The 15,694-nt window shown below is 72.1% G+C and carries 13 protein-coding genes and 1 pseudogene; 12 read left to right on the top strand and 2 right to left on the bottom strand.

Annotated elements, in window-relative coordinates:
* Positions 1-18 precede the first annotated feature (18 nt).
* From IL992_RS40880 to IL992_RS40840, 9 genes are all read left to right on the top strand, one after another.
* Positions 19-1,272: a Gfo/Idh/MocA family protein gene (locus tag IL992_RS40880; RefSeq protein ID WP_193208664.1), complete on the top strand. Its 1,254-nt coding sequence runs from the start codon at positions 19-21 to the stop codon at positions 1,270-1,272.
* Positions 1,273-1,304: 32 nt separating this feature from the next.
* Entirely contained in the window at positions 1,305-2,537 is a 1,233-nt protein-coding gene (locus IL992_RS40875; RefSeq protein ID WP_193208663.1) for an ABC transporter substrate-binding protein, read from the top strand.
* Positions 2,538-2,622: 85 nt separating this feature from the next.
* Positions 2,623-3,519, top strand: a complete 897-nt coding sequence (locus IL992_RS40870; protein WP_193208662.1) for a carbohydrate ABC transporter permease — start codon at positions 2,623-2,625, stop codon at positions 3,517-3,519.
* Positions 3,516-4,352 (top strand): carbohydrate ABC transporter permease, encoded by an 837-nt coding sequence (locus tag IL992_RS40865; protein WP_319019147.1) that lies wholly within the window; start codon positions 3,516-3,518, stop codon positions 4,350-4,352. The genes IL992_RS40870 and IL992_RS40865 overlap by 4 nt, the downstream gene beginning before the upstream one ends.
* A 3-nt stretch (positions 4,353-4,355) precedes the next feature.
* A complete protein-coding gene (locus IL992_RS40860; RefSeq protein ID WP_193208661.1) occupies positions 4,356-5,375 on the top strand; it encodes an NAD-dependent epimerase/dehydratase family protein in 1,020 nt (339 codons plus the stop codon).
* The gene (locus IL992_RS40855; protein ID WP_193208660.1) at positions 5,375-6,361 is read left to right on the top strand and encodes a dihydrodipicolinate synthase family protein; all 987 of its coding nucleotides are present in this window, start codon (positions 5,375-5,377) and stop codon (positions 6,359-6,361) included. Before IL992_RS40860 ends, IL992_RS40855 begins: the two co-directional genes overlap by 1 nt.
* Positions 6,345-7,322 carry a hydroxyacid dehydrogenase gene (locus IL992_RS40850; RefSeq protein ID WP_193208659.1) on the top strand — a complete coding sequence of 326 codons (978 nt, stop codon included), beginning with the start codon at positions 6,345-6,347 and terminating at the stop codon, positions 7,320-7,322. Before IL992_RS40855 ends, IL992_RS40850 begins: the two co-directional genes overlap by 17 nt.
* The gene (locus IL992_RS40845; RefSeq protein WP_226874714.1) at positions 7,319-8,251 is read left to right on the top strand and encodes a GNAT family N-acetyltransferase; all 933 of its coding nucleotides are present in this window, start codon (positions 7,319-7,321) and stop codon (positions 8,249-8,251) included. Before IL992_RS40850 ends, IL992_RS40845 begins: the two co-directional genes overlap by 4 nt.
* Positions 8,252-8,316: 65 nt before the next feature.
* On the top strand, positions 8,317-9,225 hold the full coding sequence (locus IL992_RS40840) for an SDR family oxidoreductase (protein ID WP_193208657.1): 909 nt from the start codon (positions 8,317-8,319) through the stop codon (positions 9,223-9,225).
* Positions 9,226-9,253: 28 nt separating this feature from the next.
* Here the strand turns inward: IL992_RS40840 and IL992_RS40835 are convergent, their stop codons facing one another.
* Together IL992_RS40835 and IL992_RS40830 are read right to left on the bottom strand one after the other, a co-directional pair.
* Positions 9,254-11,656 (bottom strand): glycoside hydrolase family 65 protein, encoded by a 2,403-nt coding sequence (locus tag IL992_RS40835; protein ID WP_193208656.1) that lies wholly within the window; start codon positions 11,654-11,656, stop codon positions 9,254-9,256.
* On the bottom strand, positions 11,653-12,396 hold the full coding sequence (locus IL992_RS40830) for a beta-phosphoglucomutase family hydrolase (protein ID WP_193208655.1): 744 nt from the start codon (positions 12,394-12,396) through the stop codon (positions 11,653-11,655). The genes IL992_RS40835 and IL992_RS40830 overlap by 4 nt, the downstream gene beginning before the upstream one ends.
* Positions 12,397-12,571: 175 nt before the next feature.
* On the opposite strand from IL992_RS40830, the gene IL992_RS40825 reads away from it, so the two are divergent.
* The 3 genes and pseudogenes from IL992_RS40825 to IL992_RS40815 all read left to right on the top strand — a co-directional run.
* A complete protein-coding gene (locus tag IL992_RS40825; RefSeq protein ID WP_193208654.1) occupies positions 12,572-13,759 on the top strand; it encodes an ROK family transcriptional regulator in 1,188 nt (395 codons plus the stop codon).
* Between the two features lie 46 nt (positions 13,760-13,805).
* A complete protein-coding gene (locus IL992_RS40820; protein ID WP_226874713.1) occupies positions 13,806-15,353 on the top strand; it encodes a sugar ABC transporter ATP-binding protein in 1,548 nt (515 codons plus the stop codon).
* Positions 15,346-15,694 (top strand): annotated as a pseudogene (locus tag IL992_RS40815) (ABC transporter permease); the annotation flags it as partial. The gene IL992_RS40820 and the pseudogene IL992_RS40815, both read left to right, overlap by 8 nt.

Below are 15,694 nucleotides of genomic sequence, written 5' to 3'. Positions count from 1 at the left end.
CAGTACAGAGGAGTGCAAATGGAACGCCGGGTCGCATTGGCCCTCGCCGGCGCCGGAAGCCGGGGCCAGACCTACGCCTCGTGGGTGGCGCGCAACCCGGATCGCGCGCGGCTCGTCGCCGTGGCCGACCCGGACCCCCACCGGCGCGGCCTCGTCGCGGCCGGACACCCCGGGGTGGCGGAGTACGCGACCTGGCAGGACATGCTGGCAGCGGACGCGCCGGCCGACGCGGTGATCGTGGCGACCCAGGACAGGGACCACGTCGACCCGGCCGTCGCGTTCGCCGGGGCCGGGCGCGACCTGCTGCTGGAGAAGCCGCTCGCGCCCACGGAAGAGGAGTGCCGGCGGATCGTCTCCGCGGTCACCGAGGCCGGCGTGCGGCTCGCGGTCTGCCACGTGCTGCGCTACACCCCGTACACCGACCTGGTGATGGAGCTGGTGCGCTCCGGCGTGCTGGGCGAGATCATGAGCGTCCAGCACCTGGAGCCGGTGGGCTGGTGGCACGCGGCCCACTCCTATGTCCGCGGGCCCTGGCGGAGCGAGAAGCTGGCCAGTCCGATGCTGCTCGCCAAGTCCTGCCACGACCTCGACTGGCTGGCGTACGTGACCGGGCGCAGGATCGCCCGGGTGGCGAGCTTCGGCGACCTCGGTCACTTCCGGCCCGAGAAACGTCCCGCGGGCGCCGCGGACCGCTGCCTGGACTGCGCGATCGAGCCCGAGTGCCCCTATTCGGCGCCCAAGCTCTACTACCCCGCGCTGCGGGAGCGCGGAGCCGTCTGGCCCGTCAGCGTGATCACCGACGCGACGGACGAGGCGGGCGTCACCGAGGCGCTGCGCACCGGCCCGTACGGCAGGTGCGTCTACGCCTGCGACAACGACGTCGTGGACCACCAGGTGCTGGCCCTGGAGTTCGAGGGCGGGGCCACCGGGACGTTCACGATGACCGCCTTCACCGAGCAGACCCACCGGCAGACCCGGATCTTCGGCAGCCACGGGCAGCTCGTCGGAGACGGCGAGCGGGTGACCGTCCTGGACTTCCGTACCGGCAGGACCGAGACCGCCGAGGCCGGCCCCGTCGGCGGCGCCAACGCCGGCGAGGGCCACGGGGGCGGGGACGACGGCGTGATGGACGCCTTCGTGCGCGCCGTGGCCACCGGCGACGACGCCCTGATCCGATCCGGCCCGGCCGAGTCGCTCGCCTCCCATCTCGCGGTCTTCGCCGCCGAGCGCGCCCGGCACTCCGGCACCGTCGTCGACGTGCCGGAACAGTGAACTTCCCCGATTCCCCAGAGAGGACCTTCCCCATGCGACTTCGCATGCTCGCGCCGGTCGTGGTGGCGGCGCTCGCCGCCGCGGCCACCGCCTGCGGCTCCGGCTCGGACGCCGCGTCCGGCAAGCAGACCGTGACCATGTGGGTGTACCCGATCATCCCGGACGAGGCCAAGCACAAGGCCTTCTGGGACGGCCAGATCGCCGCGTTCACCAAGGACAACCCGAACATCGACGTCAAGGTCGAGATCTACCCCTGGGCCAAGCGCGAGGAGTCGCTCACCACGGCGATCGCCGGCAACAAGGGGCCCGACCTCGTCTACCTGATCCCCGACCAGATCCCGAAGTTCGCCAAGGCCATCCAGCCGGTCGAGTCCTACCTGTCCGACACGGCCAAGGCGGACTACCGCGACAACGTCAAGCAGGCCGTCACCCTCGACGGGAAGCTGATGGGCGCCCCGATCCTGATGGGCGCGAACCCGCTGATGTGCAACCGGAAGGTGCTCGACGCGGCCGGGGTGGAGGCTCCCAAGACCTGGGACGACGTGCTCGAGATCGCGCCGAAGCTCAAGGAGAAGGGCTTCGACGTCACCAACTACTACGCCGACCCCGGCGCCACGCTGAACCAGTCGTTCTACCCCCTGCTGTGGGAGGCCGGCGGCAGCGTCTTCACGCCCGACGGCGCCAAGGTGGCCTTCGACGGCCCCGAGGGCCTCAAGGCGCTGACCTTCCTCAAGACGCTGGCCGACAAGGGCTACGTCGAGAAGGACCTGCTCACCGGCATCCCCGCGTTCGAGCAGACGCACCTGGCGCAGAACAAGACGGCCTGCACCTGGCAGCAGGTGCCCGCGGACGTCGAGTCGTTCTGGGGCGCGGAGAACATCAAGATCTACCCGCCGCTGAGCGACGCCAAGCAGGTCGGCTACGGCTCCATCGGCGCCCTGTCGATGCTCAAGGGTTCCAAGGCCAAGGACGCCGCCGGCAAGTGGCTGGCCTTCGCCTCCGGCGCCGCCGTCACCAAGGCGTACGACACGGCTTCGGGCTTCTTCTCCCCGCAGAAGTCGATCGGCGCCCTCTACACCGACGGGCCGAACGCCGAGATGGAGAAGACGCTCGACCTGATGCAGGGCGCGCCGCTGCACGACAAGGCGCGCGACGTCATGGGCGTGCTCGCGCCGGAGATCCAGGCCGCGCTGATCGGCCAGAAGAGCCCACAGCAGGCTCTCACCGACGCCGCCACCGCGGCCAACGCCCTCATCGGCCAGTAGGCCGCCCCAGGAACGCCCGTCCGGCCGCCGTGACCCGAGCGGCCGGGCGGTGCGACAAGTTTCGAGACACCTGTGAGGTAAACCCGTGACGGTCACCGCGGAGGCGCGTCCGCGCCGAGTGACGGCCCGGCGCAGGTCGGCGGGCGCCCGGTACGAGGCCCGCTGGGGCCTGGCGTTCGTCCTGCCGTGCTTCCTGTTGTTCCTGGCCTTCCGGTTCGGCCCGGCCGTCGTGGGGACCTTACTCGGCTTCTTCGAGTACACGGTCGGCGACAGCCCGACGTTCGTCGGCCTGGACAACTTCCAGCGGATGCTGCACGATCCGCTCTTCTGGCAGGCGCTCAAGGTGACCGTGATCTACACGGTGCTCTACCTGCCGCTGTCCGTCGGCGTGTCGGTGGGCCTGGCGCTGCTCGTGCGCCGCTCGTTCCGCGGGGTCCGGCTGTTCCGGTCGATCTTCTTCCTGCCGGTCATCACCAGCCTCGTCCTGGCGGCGACCATCTTCACCTGGCTGTTCTCCTCGTCAGGGCCGCTCGGTGAGCTGATCGGCGGCTCCTGGCTGGCCTCGCCGGTGCTCGTCATCCCCGCCCTGGTGATCGTGTCGGTCTGGTCCCGCTTCGGGTACGGCATGCTGATCGTCCTGGCCCGGCTCCAGGACCTGCCGCGCGAGCTGGAGGAGGCGGCGCTCAGCGACGGCGCGGGCCCGTGGCAGCGCTTCCGCTACGTGGTCCTGCCGCAGCTGCGGCCGGCGATCTTCTTCCTGGCCGTGATCGAGACCACGAACTCCTTCCAGGTCTTCGACCTCGTCTACGTCATGACGAGCGGCGGCCCGGGCCGCTCCAGCTACACCCTGGTCATGGACCTCTACGACCAGGGCTTCAAGTACTTCGACCTCGGCTACGCCAGCGCCCTCGGCGTCGCCCTGTTCGTGCTCACTCTGTTCGTCGCGCTGATCCAGCGGCTGCTCATCGGGAGGGCCAAGTGACCGCATACCGAGCGCTGGAGCCGGGACGTGCCGGCCGGGCCGTACGGATCCTGCTCCTGAGCGTCGCCTCGATCGTCACGATCTTCCCGTTCTACGCGATGGTCGTGCTCAGCCTGAAGCCGGTGGCGGCGGTCGAGTTCCCCGGCAGCCTGCTGCCCTGGCCGCTGGCCACAGGGGCGTACGAGCGGGTGCTCGGCGGCGGCGACCTGCCGCTGTGGACGCTGAACACGCTGATCTACTCGGTGGTCAGCGTCGTGCTCGTGCTCCTGCTCGCCTCGCTCGCGGGATACGCCTTCGCCAAGAAGCGCTTCCCCGGCAAGGAGACCATGTTCTGGTCGTTCCTCGCGATGGTGATGGTGCCCTACCACGTGACGCTGATCCCGCTGTTCGTCCTGGTGGCCAACGCGGGCGGGGTGGACACGTTCTGGGGGCTCATCGTGCCGACCCTCGCCAACGCGCAGGCGGTCTTCCTGATGCGGCAGTTCATCGGCGCGCTGCCCGACGAGCTGTTCGAGGCGGCGCGGCTGGACGGCGCCTCGGAGTTGACGATCTTCGTCAGGATCGTGCTGCCCCTGTGCAAGCCGATCCTCGCCACGCTCGGCCTGTTCGTCTTCCTGTGGCACTGGAACGACTTCCTCTGGCCGCTGATCGTCGGGCAGAGCACCGACATGCGCACGCTGACGGTCGGCATCGCGTCGTTGCAGGAGCAGAACGTGCCGCTCAACGTCGTGCTCGCGGGCGCGACCGTGGCCTTCGTGCCGATCTTCGCCGCCTACCTCGTGGGCCAGCGCTACCTCACCGAGGGCGTCACCATGTCTGGAATCAAGGGATAAATGATGTTCGACTCTGAATCCGCGCTGGAAGACCGGCTGACGACGCCGTCACCCGCCCTCGTCGCCTCTCTGGCCTCGGGCGCGGGCGACCTGGTCGTGCTCGGCGCGGGCGGCAAGATGGGCCCCACGCTGTGCCGCCTGGCCCGCCGGGGCCTCGACGAGGCCGGCCGTACGGGCGACGCGGTATGGGCGGTCTCCCGCTGGTCCGACCCCGCCGCGGCCCGCGACCTGGAGCGGCACGGCGTGCGGACGGTGACGTTCGACCTGATGGGGAACGCGGACCTGGGCACGCTGCCGGACGCCCGCGACGTGGTGTTCATGGTGGGGGCGAAGTTCGGCACCGCCGCCGCGCCCTACCTCGCCTGGGTGGTCAACGCCGCGCTGCCCGCGCGCGTCGCGGAGCGGTACGCCGGCGCGCGGATCGCGGCGTTCTCCACGGGGAACGTCTACCCGCTCACCGGCCTGGAGACCGGCGGCTGCGCCGAGACCGATCCGACCGGACCGGTCGGGGAGTACGCGATGAGCTGCCTCGGCCGGGAGCGGGTGTTCGAGCACGCGGCGCAGCGCGGCACGGCGGTGAGCCTGCTGCGCCTGAACTACGCCGTGGACCTGCGCTACGGCGTGCTCGCCGACATCGGCCAGACGGTGCTGTCGGGGTCGCCGGTGGACGTCACCACCGGTCACGTCAACGTGGTGTGGCAGGGCTACGCGAACGAGGTCGCGCTGCGCTCGCTGGAGCACGCGTCGTCCGACGCCTTCGTCCTCAACCTAACCGGTCCCGAGACCGCGTCGGTCCGGCGGATCGCGTCCCGCTTCGCCGAGCGGTTCGGCGTCGCCGCCGAGTTCGCCGGCACCGAGGCCCGTACGGCCCTGCTCAGCGACGCCACGCGCTGCCACGCGCTGTTCGGCTACCCCGACGTCCCCCTGGGCACGCTGGTCGACTGGCAGGCCGACTGGCTGCGGCGGGGACTGCCCGTCTCGGGCAAGCCCACCAAGTTCGCCGTGCGCGACGGGAGGTTCTGATGTCCCTCGCACCGCTGCTCGGCGGGGCGGTCATCCCCGCTCACCCGCTCGCCCTCACCGCGGACCGCACGCTCGACGAGCGCCGCCAGCGGGCCCTCACCCGCTACTACCTCGCGGCGGGCGCCGGCGGGGTCGCCGTCGGCGTGCACACCACCCAGTTCGCGATCCGGGAGGCCGGGCTGCTGCGCCCGGTGCTGGAACTGGCGGCCGAGACCGTCGCCGCGAGCGCCGAGGACGTCGTGACGATCGCGGGCGCCTGCGGCCCCGTCGCGCAGGCGGTCGCGGAGGCGGAGCTCGCGGCGGGCCTCGGGTACGACGCGGTGCTGCTGTCGCCGGTCGTCCCCGGCGCCACCGAGGCCGACCTGCTGGAGCGGGCGCGCGCGGTGGGCGAGGTGCTGCCCGTGATCGGGTTCTACCTGCAACGGGCCATCGGCGGCCCGGAGCTGTCCCGGGGCTTCTGGCGGGCGCTCGCCGACCAGCCGTCCACCGTCGCCATCAAGGTCGCGCCGTTCGACCGGTATCGCACGCTGGAGGTCGCGCACGGCGTCGCCGCCTCCGACCGGCGCGAGGAGGTGGCGCTCTACACCGGCAACGACGACCACATCATCGGCGACCTGCTCGCCACGCTCCCCGGCGGGCTGCGGTTCCGCGGCGGCCTGCTCGGCCAGTGGGCGGTCTGGACCCGGGCCGCGGTGGCGATGGTCGAGCAGGTGTCCCGGGACCCCGCCGGACTGGCCGGGAAGGCGCAGCAGCTCACCGACGCCAACGCGGCGGTGTTCGACGCCGCGCACGGCTTCGCCGGCTGCATCGCGGGTGTGCACGAGGTGCTCAGGCGGCAGGGCCTGCTCGCCGGCGTCTGGTGCCTGGACCCGGACGAGGGCCTGTCGCCCGGCCAGGCCGAGGAGCTGACCCGGGTGACGGCCGCCTACACCTGGCTCGTGGACGACGACTTCGTGGCGGAGCACCTCGATGCCTGGCTCGCCTGACGCGCGCACGCTGGTCTGCGTGCCGCCGGAGCTGCGCGCCCGGCTGTTCGGGCGGGAGCTCGGCGAGGCCCGCCTGCTCGACGACCCGGCCGACCGGGCCGGCCTGGCCGAGGCGCTTCCCGGCGCGGAGATCCTGGTCACGGGCTGGGGGATGCCGGTCCTCGACGCGGCCCTGCTGGACCTCGCGCCGAGCCTGCGGCTGGTCGCCCACATCGGCGCCAGCGTCAAGTTCTTCGTCACCGGCGAGGTGTTCGCGCGGGGGATCAGGGTGACCCAGGCGGGACAGGCGATGGCCCGCCCGGTCGCCGAGGTGGCGCTCGCCTTCACCCTGTCCCTCCTGCACCGCGTCCACCGTTTCGACCATGCCCTGCGCGGCGGCGCCGACTGGCGCACGGCGGAGCAGGCGCCGCCGCGGCACGAGATCCTGGGATGCCGCGTCGGGGTCGTCGGCGCCTCCCGCACCGGCCGGGCGTACCTGGAGCTGGTGCGCGCCCTCGGCGCGGAGACGGTGGTGAGCGATCCCTACTTCGCGGGGGAGCCCGGCGTGCCCGCCGTGCCGCTGGACGAACTGCTGGCCACGAGCAGGATCGTGGCCCTGCACGCGCCGGTGCTGCCGGAGACCAGGCACCTGCTCGGCGCGCGCGAGCTGGCGCTCATGCCCGACGGCGCGGGGCTGGTGAACACGGCCAGATCGTGGCTGGTGGACGAGGAGGCGCTCCTGGTGGAGCTGCGCACCGGACGGATCGACGCCGCGATCGACGTCTTCGACGCCGAGCCGCTGCCCGCGGACCACGGATTCAGGACCCTGCCGAACGTCCTGCTCACGCCGCACCAGGCGGCCGGGACGGTCGAGGCGCGGCGGCGCCAGGGCGCGCTCGTGCTGGACGAGATCCGGCGCCACCGCGCGGGGCTCGCGCTGCGTCACGAGGTGACCCCCGAGATGCTGGAGCGCATGGGTTGACCGAGTTCAGGACCCTACGCGTGGACGAGGTGGACTCCCTGTACGCGCTGTGGGCGCGGGCGTTCACCGCGCCCCACATCGCGCCGCTGTACGAGCAGGACGAGGGGCGCCTCGGCCGCACGCTCGTGGCCGCGGACGCCACCGGCGTCCTGGCCGTGGTGTATTGGCTGCCCCGCGAGGTGCGCGACGCCCGCGGCGGCGTCCGGCGGGTGGGCTGCGTGTCCAGCGTCGCGACGAGGCCGGACGCCCGGGGCAGGGGACTGGTCAGGCGGTTGCTCGCGATGGCGGCCGACGCGATGACGGCGGCCGGCTGCGCGTGGTCGCTGCTGTTCACCGGCACGCCGGGCGTCTACGCCGGTTCCGGCTGGCGGGTGTTCGACCGGCCGCGTGTGGACGGCCGCTTCGCCGCCGCCGAGACTCTCGACGCGGGGACTCTCGACGCCGGCTGGACCGCCGGACCGGCCGGGCTCGGCGACTGGCCCGTGCTCGCCGTGCTGCACGACCGGTACGACGACCGGCGCCCGCTCACCACCGTGCGTTCCGCCCGGGACTGGACCGGCCGCGTCCCGGTCTGGTACGGCCCGCCGCACGAGATCCTGCTGGTCCACGAGCACGGCACCCCCATGGCGTACGCGGTGGTGGACTGGAGCGCCGGGGACGTGGTCGAGGTGGCGCTCGCGGACGGCGGGGCGGCCGCGCCGCTGCTGCGCGCCGTGGCCGCCGAGGCCCGTGCGCGCGGTGTGCGGTCGGGATGCCTGCGCGCGCCGCTCGACCCTCCGATCCGGTCCGCCCTGACCCTCCTCTTCGAGGAATGGGAGCGCCGGGACGAGCACACCGGCATGGCCAGGCCGCTGCTGCTGGAGGAGGCCGAGGTCAGGGCCGTCGTCGAGCACCCGCTCGCCGTGCACTGGACGGCCGACTATTTCTGACCGCCACCGCCGCCGAAGGCTAAAGTGCTACCAGAACCTTGTTCTCTTTCTGGAAGGGTGGCGCGATGCCTGCTGGTGAGGATTCCGAGCTGAGGTTCGACGGGAGAGTGGCGATCGTCACCGGAGCCGGGCATGGGCTCGGCCGGTCGCACGCGCTGCTGCTCGGCGGGCGCGGGGCGAAGGTCGTCGTCAACGACCTCGGCGGCGCCCTCGACGGCTCCGGCGCGTCCTCGGGCCCGGCGGCGGAGGTCGCCGAGCTGATCGTGAAGAACGGCGGAGAGGCGGTGGCCAGCACCGACAACGTCGCCATGCCGGAGGGCGCGGAGGCGATCGTGCGGACCGCGCTCGACGCGTTCGGCCGCGTGGACGTGGTCGTCAACAACGCCGGCATCCTGCGCGACCGCTCGTTCGGGAAGATGACGGTCGAGGAGTTCGACGCCGTGATCGCCGTGCACGTGCGCGGCTCGTTCCTGGTCAGCCGGGCGGCGTTCCCGCACATGAAGGAGCAGGCGTACGGGCGGATCGTGAACACCTCCTCGCCCGCCGGGCTGTTCGGCAACTTCGGCCAGGCCAACTACTCCACGGCCAAGATGGGCCTGGTGGGCCTGACCAAGACGCTCGCCATCGAGGGCGCGCGGGCGAACATCAAGGCCAACGCGATCGCCCCCGTGGCGTGGACACGGATGACCGAGACGCTGCTGCCCGCGGAGTTCGAGAGCAGGTTCACCCCCGAGCGGGTCAGCCCGCTGGTGGCGTACCTGGCCCACGAGAACTGCGAGACCAGCGGCGAGGTGTTCTCGGTCGGTGCGGGCCGGATCGCCCGGGTGTTCGTGGCCGAGGGGCCGGGCTGGCGGACCGACGACCTCACCGTCGAGGCGATCCGCGACAACTGGGAGGCCGTCATGGCCGAGCAGCCCTATCTCCCCACGAAGCTGGGCGAGCAGGCCGGCGCCTCCCTGCAGGCGATGCTCTGACCTTCCCTCGTCGCGCCCGGCCGGGCCGTCAGAGCTCCTCGGCCGGCTCGGCCGGGCCGATGAGGTCGCGGGACAGGTCCCCGGGCCGCCGGGGCGCGGGCGCGCGGCCGGGCGGCTGCCTGACCCGCAGGCCGGGGAAGGGCGGCGGCGCGTTGCGCCGGGCCTGCGGCTGCGCGCCGAGCGTGAACTCCTCGCCGTGGTGCGACAGCGTGAGGGGCGGGCCGTGCAGGAGCCGGTACGTCGTGCCGTCAGGGGTGACGTCGATCCGCAGCAGGCGGCCCCGATAGCGGACGCGGAAGGTGAGCCGGGTGATGCCCGAGGGCAGGCGGGGGGCGAAGCGGACCCGCCCCTCGCGTGCCCGCATGCCGCCGAACCCGGCCACCAGCGCGATCCACGCCCCGGCCAGCGAGGCCATGTGGACGCCGTCGCGGGTGTTGTGCTCGAGGTCGCGCAGGTCCATCAGCGCGGCCTCGCCGAGATAGGCGTAGGCGAGGTCGAGCTGCCCCACCTCGGCGGCGAGCACGGCCTGGGTGGCCGACGACAGCGAGGAGTCCCGCACGGTCAGCGCCTCGTAGTAGGCGAAGTTGCGCGCCTTCTGCTCGGACGTGAACGCCTCGCCGCACAGGTGCATGGCCAGCACGAGGTCGGCCTGCTTGACGACCTGCTTCCGGTAGAGGTCGAAGTAGGGGAAGTGGAGCAGCAGCGGATACTGCTCGGGTGTGGTGCCCGCGAAGTCCCACACCGCGTGCCCGGTGAACCCCTCGCTCTGCTCGTGGACCCCCAGCCGCTCGTCGTACGGCAGGTAGGTGGCGGCGGCGCAGTCGCGCCACATGGCGGTCTCCTCCAGCGTGACCCCCAACTGCTCGGCCCGGTCGCGATGGCGTACGGCCGCCGCGGCGGCGGCCCGCAGGTTCCGCTGGGCCATGAGGTTGGTGTAGACGTTGTTGTCCGCGATCGCGCTGTACTCGTCCGGGCCGGTCATGCCGTCGAGGCGGTAGCGGCCCTCGGCGTCGTGGTGGCCGAGCGCGCACCACAGCCGGGCGGTCGCGACGAGCAGCGGCAGGCCGATGTCCCGCTCGAAGTCGGTGTCCTCGGTCGCGTCGACGTACCGCGTGACCGCGGCGGCGATGTCGGCGTTGACGTGGAAGGCCGCCGTGCCCGCCGGCCAGTATCCCGAGCACTCCTCGCCGTTGATCGTCCGCCAGGGGAAGGCGGCCCCGCCCAGCCCGAGCTGCTCGGCCCGCGCCTGGGCGAGGGGCAGGATCGAGGCGCGCCACGTCAGGGCGTCGGCGGCGGCCCTGGGGTAGGTGTAGGTGGCCACCGGAAGCACGAAGCTCTCGGTGTCCCAGAACGCGTGCCCGTCGTAGCCCGAGCCGGTCAGCCCCTTGCCGGGAATGGGCCGCCGCTCCAGCCGGGCGCCCGCCTGGAGCAGGTGGAACAGCCCGAAGCGCACGGCCTGCTGCACCTCGGCGTCGCCCTCGACCTCGACGTCGGCGCCCGCCCAGAAGTCGTCGAGGAAGGCGCGCTGCTCGGCGCACAGGCCCTCCCACCCGGTGAGCCGGGCCGCCGCGAGCGCCGCCACGACCTGGTCGTGCATCGCGGGCCTGGACCGCTTGGCCGACCAGCCGTAGGCGAAGAACTTGTCCAGCCGCAGCCGCCGGCCCGGCACGAGCCGGGTGGCGACCGTGACCCGGCTGACGTTGCCGCCGCCGTCGCACTCGGCCCGGGTGCCGTCCGGACCGTCGATCTCGTGACGCATCGCCGCCGCGACCCGCAGCCGGCTGGCCCTGGTGGAGTGGACCATGACGCACACGTTGTTGCGTGCGGCGACGTTCTCCTCCAGGACCAGCGGCGCCTCCAGTGCGGCGGCGGCGCGGGGGTCGGCGGTCGGCGGCGGCACGGTCTCGTTGGCCACCAGTTCCGACTGGACGACCACGTTGAGCGGCTGGTCCACCGGTTCCACCTCGTAGCGGACCGCGGCCACGGCCCGGTGGGTGAACGACACGAGCCGGGTCGAGGTGACGCGCACCTGCGCCCCGGTCGGCGAGCTCCAGCAGACCTTCCGGGTGAGCGTCCCCGCCCGCAGGTCGAGGACCCGCTCGTGTGAGTGCAGCGTGCCGTAGCGGACGTCGAACGGCTCGTCGTCCACGAGCAGCCGGATCAGTTTGCCGTTGGTGACGTTGACGACGGTCTGCCCGGACTCGGGGTAGCCGTAGCCCGCCTCGGCGTACGGCAGCGGGCGCAGCTCGTAGAAGGAGTTGAGGTAGGTGCCCGGCAGCCCGTACGGCTCGCCCTCGTCGAGGTTGCCGCGCAGCCCGATATGCCCGTTGGACAGCGCGAACACCGACTCGGTCTGGGCGAGCACGTCGGTGTGCAGGTGGCACTCCCGCACCGACCACGGCTCGACGATGAAGGCGGGATGCTTGATCATTTCTCGTCCAGCAGCTCGGAGAGGTCCGTCACCACGACGTCGGCACCGTTGTCCCGCAGGGCTTCGGCCTGGTGCCCGCGGTCCACGCCCACCACGACGGCGAAGCCGCCCGCGCGCCCGGCGGCGACCCCCGCCAGCGCGTCCTCGAACACCGCGGCCTCGGCCGGCGCGAGCCCGAGCGTCTCGGCGGCGGCGAGGAACATGTCGGGGGCGGGCTTGCCCGCCAGGCCGCGCTCCCTGGCCACCTCGCCGTCGATCCGCGCGTCGAACATGTCCTCAAGCCCGGCCGCGGCGAGCACGCGCGCGGTGTTGGCGCTGCTGGAGACGACCGCGCGGCGCAGCCCGGCGTCGCGGGCGGCGCGCAGATAACGCACCGAGCCCTCGAAGACCTCCACGCCCTGCCGGTCGAGGATCCCTTGGACCAGTTCGTTCTTGCGGTTGCTCAGGCCGTTGACGGTGGGCATGCCCGGCGGGTCGCCCGGCTTGCCCTCGGGCAGGTCGATGCCCCTGGCCCGCAGAAACCCCCGGGTGCCGTCCAGGCGCTTCTTGCCGTCGACGTACCGTTCGTAGTCGCCGGTCTCGTCGAAGGGCACGAACGGCGTGCCGGTGGCGACCGCCCGCTCGCGCAGGTACTCGTCGAACATCTCCTTCCACGCCGCGGCGTGGATCCGGGCCGTGCGCGTGAGCACCCCGTCCATGTCGAACAGGCAGCCGCGCACCCCGTCAGGCAAACCCAGCATGTCAGGCGACCCCCAGCATGCGCCTTCCAACCATCCTCTCTGCTCTCCTACCCCGCACACGGGACGCTACTTTTGCTGATTTCAGCGAAAGGTTGCATCACATCGATAAAAGGTCTTCCCCAATCAGCAGAAAAGAGGTACGTTTCCAGCCAATCACCGGGACGCGGAGGCGTACGTGAAGAGGACGACCATCAGGCCGGAGAACGTCCACCAGGCCGCGCTCCTGCGGTTGCTGAGGGACGGCGGGCGTTCCCGTGCCGAACTCGGCGACGTGGTGGACCTGTCACGGTCGAAGCTCAACGTCGAGCTGGACCGCCTGCTCGAGCTGGGGCTCGCCGAGCCCGACGGACTGGCCGCCTCGCGCGGCGGCCGGCGCTCGGGACGCGTACGGCTGGCCCGTGACATCCGGTTCGGCGGGATCGACATCGGCGCCACCTCGATCGACGTCGCGGTCACCGACGGAGAGCTCAACGTGCTCGGTCATCTGAGCGAGCCCTGCGACATCAAAGAGGGACCCGCCGTCGTGCTCGACCGGGCCATCGAACTGCTCGGCAAGCTGAGCAGGGACGGGCTGTTCACCGATCTGAGCGGCGCCGGCATCGGCGTCCCCGGGCCGGTGAGCTTCGCCGAAGGCGTTCCGGTGGTGCCGCCGATCATGCCGGGCTGGGACCGTTACCCGGTGAGGGAGACGGTCGGGCAGGCGCTGTGCTGCCCCACGGTGGTCGACAACGACGTCAACATCATGGCGCTCGGGGAACTGCACGCAGGTGTCGCGCGGCACGTCGAGGACTTCCTGCTCGTCAAGATCGGCACCGGTATCGGCTGCGGCATCGTGGTGGACAGCAAGATCTACCGCGGGGTGTCCGGCAGCGCCGGCGACATCGGCCACATCCGGGTGGACGACCTGGGGCCGGTCTGTTCCTGCGGCAACTCGGGATGCCTGGAGGCGTACTTCGGCGGCGCCGCGCTGGCGCGGGAGGCCGTCGCGGTGGCCCGCTCGGGCGGCTCGCCGTACCTGGCCGAACGGCTCGCGGTCGCGGGCACGCTGACGGCCGAGGACGTCGCCGCCGCGGCGGCGCAGGGCGACGCGGGCGCGATCGGGCTGATCCGCGACGGCGGGCGCCGGGTGGGCCAGGTGCTGGCGAGCCTGGTCAGCTTCTTCAACCCCGGCCTCGTGATCATCGCGGGTGGCGTGGCCAAGCTCGGCCACGTGCTGCTCGCGGAGATCAGAAGCGTCGTCTACCGCAGGTCGCTGCCGCTCGCCACCGGAAACCTGCCGATCGTGCTGTCCGAACTCGGCGATACCGCGGGTGTCATCGGCGCCACCCGCCTCATCAGCGACCACGTCTACTCCGCCAACTGATCATCGTTGGGAGACCCCCATGGGAGACGAACACCCCCTGCTTCAAATGAGGGGGATCGTCAAGCAGTTCCCCGGCGTACGCGCGCTGGACGGCGTGGACCTTGAGGTCAGAGCCGGAGAAGTGCACTGCCTGCTCGGCCAGAACGGCGCCGGAAAGTCCACGCTCATCAAGATCCTGTCCGGTGCCCACGAGCCCGACGAGGGCGAGGTGCTGCTCGACGGCTCGCCCGTACGGCTGGCGCCGCCGACCGCGGCCATGGGCCACGGAATCGCCACCATCTATCAGGAGCTCGACCTGGTCGACGGGTTGAGCGTCACAGAGAACATCTTCCTCGGCCACGAGATGGCGTCCTTCGGGTTCTCCCGCCGGGCCGAGGCCGACCGGGCGACGGCCGAGCTGCTCAAGCGGCTGGGGCACGGCGAGATCCGCCCCCGCACCGAGGTGGGCCGGCTGTCCCCGGCGCACAAGCAGATCGTCAGCATGGCAAGGGCGCTGTCGCACTCGGCCCGGCTGATCATCATGGACGAGCCGTCGGCCGCGCTGGCCCACGACGAGGTCGAGAACCTCTTCCGGGTGATCCGCGACCTCACCTCACAGGGCGTGGCGGTGATCTACATCTCCCACCGCCTGGAGGAGATCCGCGAGATCGGCGACCGTGTCACGGTGCTGAAGGACGGCCGTACGGTCGCGGTGGGGCTGGCGGCCAAGGACACGCCGACCTCGCAGATCGTGGCGCTGATGACCGGCCGCAACGTCGAGTACGTCTTCCCGCCCCGGCCGGGCAGGGACGCCCACGAGGGCCGGCCCGAGGTGCTGCGGGTGGAGAACCTGACGCTGCCCGGCCGGTTCGCCGACGTGTCGTTCAGCATCAGGGCCGGGGAGATCGTCGGCCTGGCCGGCCTGGTCGGCTCGGGCCGCAGCGAGATCATCGAGGCGATCTACGGCGCACGGCGGGCCAGTGGCCGGGTCGTGCTCGACGGGCAGACGGTGCGGCCGGGCAGCACGACCCGCGCGGTGCGGATGGGCATGGGCCTGGCGCCCGAGGAGCGCAAGGCGCAGGCGTTGCTGCTGGACCACCCCGTCGCGCAGAACATCACGCTGGCGAGCCTGAGCCGCTACACCAAGCCGCGGTGGCTGGGCTGGCTCGACCGCAGGACCGAGTTCGCCGAGGCCAAACGGCTGTCGGAGGCGCTGGACATCCGTCCGCCCGATCCGCGCCGGCCGATCAGGACGTTGTCGGGCGGCAACCAGCAGAAGGCGGTGCTGGGGCGCTGGCTGGCCGAGGACCGCAAGCTGCTGCTGCTGGACGAGCCCACCCGCGGTGTGGACGTCGGCGCCCGGGCCGAGCTGTACGCGCTGGTGCGCAAGCTGGCCGACGACGGCATCGGCGTGCTGCTGGTGTCCAGCGAGGTGCCCGAGGTGCTCGGCCTGGCCGACCGCGTGCTGGTCATCCGCGAGGGCCGGATCGTCCACGAGGCGCCGGCCGAGGACCTGGACGAGCACCGCGTGCTCGACCTGGTGATGGTCTCCGCGGAGGAGACGTCCGGGTCCGACGAAGCAAATCCCCCCTCCGAAGGAGCGTTCCATGACTGAGGTCGATCAGGCCGCGCCGGCCGGTCCCCGCGTGAAGGCGGCGGGCCCGGGCGGTCGCTTCGGCCGGCTGGGTGAGGTCCGGCATCTGGGTCTGGTCGCGGCGCTGGTGCTGCTGGCGATCGTGGGCCTGGTGACCCGGCCGGAGAACTTCGCCACGTCCTCCAATTTGGTGAGCATCCTGGCGTTGGCCTCGACCATCGGGGTGATCACGGTGGGCATGACCTTCGTGATCATCGGTGGTGGCATCGACCTGTCGGTCGGGGCGTTGATGGCGTTGGCGTCGGTGTGGGCGACCACGCTGGCCACCCAGTCCTACGGGCCGGTCGTGATGATCGTTTGCG

Origin of the sequence: Microbispora sitophila, assembly GCF_014892245.1 — a bacterium.
GTDB classification, from domain to species: Bacteria; Actinomycetota; Actinomycetes; order Streptosporangiales; family Streptosporangiaceae; genus Microbispora; species Microbispora siamensis.
This window is presented reverse-complemented; position numbering and strand designations above follow the sequence as displayed.

Coding starts and splice junctions, on each gene's coding strand:
- IL992_RS40840 (WP_193208657.1), top strand. CDS start 8,317: ATGCCTGCTGGTGAGGATTCCGAGCTGAGGTTCGACGGGAGAGTGGCG.
- IL992_RS40850 (WP_193208659.1), top strand. CDS start 6,345: ATGCCTGGCTCGCCTGACGCGCGCACGCTGGTCTGCGTGCCGCCGGAG.
- IL992_RS40855 (WP_193208660.1), top strand. CDS start 5,375: ATGTCCCTCGCACCGCTGCTCGGCGGGGCGGTCATCCCCGCTCACCCG.
- IL992_RS40860 (WP_193208661.1), top strand. CDS start 4,356: ATGTTCGACTCTGAATCCGCGCTGGAAGACCGGCTGACGACGCCGTCA.
- IL992_RS40875 (WP_193208663.1), top strand. CDS start 1,305: ATGCGACTTCGCATGCTCGCGCCGGTCGTGGTGGCGGCGCTCGCCGCC.
- IL992_RS40880 (WP_193208664.1), top strand. CDS start 19: ATGGAACGCCGGGTCGCATTGGCCCTCGCCGGCGCCGGAAGCCGGGGC.
- IL992_RS40820 (WP_226874713.1), top strand. CDS start 13,806: ATGAGGGGGATCGTCAAGCAGTTCCCCGGCGTACGCGCGCTGGACGGC.
- IL992_RS40835 (WP_193208656.1), bottom strand. CDS start 11,656: ATGATCAAGCATCCCGCCTTCATCGTCGAGCCGTGGTCGGTGCGGGAG.
- IL992_RS40830 (WP_193208655.1), bottom strand. CDS start 12,396: ATGCTGGGTTTGCCTGACGGGGTGCGCGGCTGCCTGTTCGACATGGAC.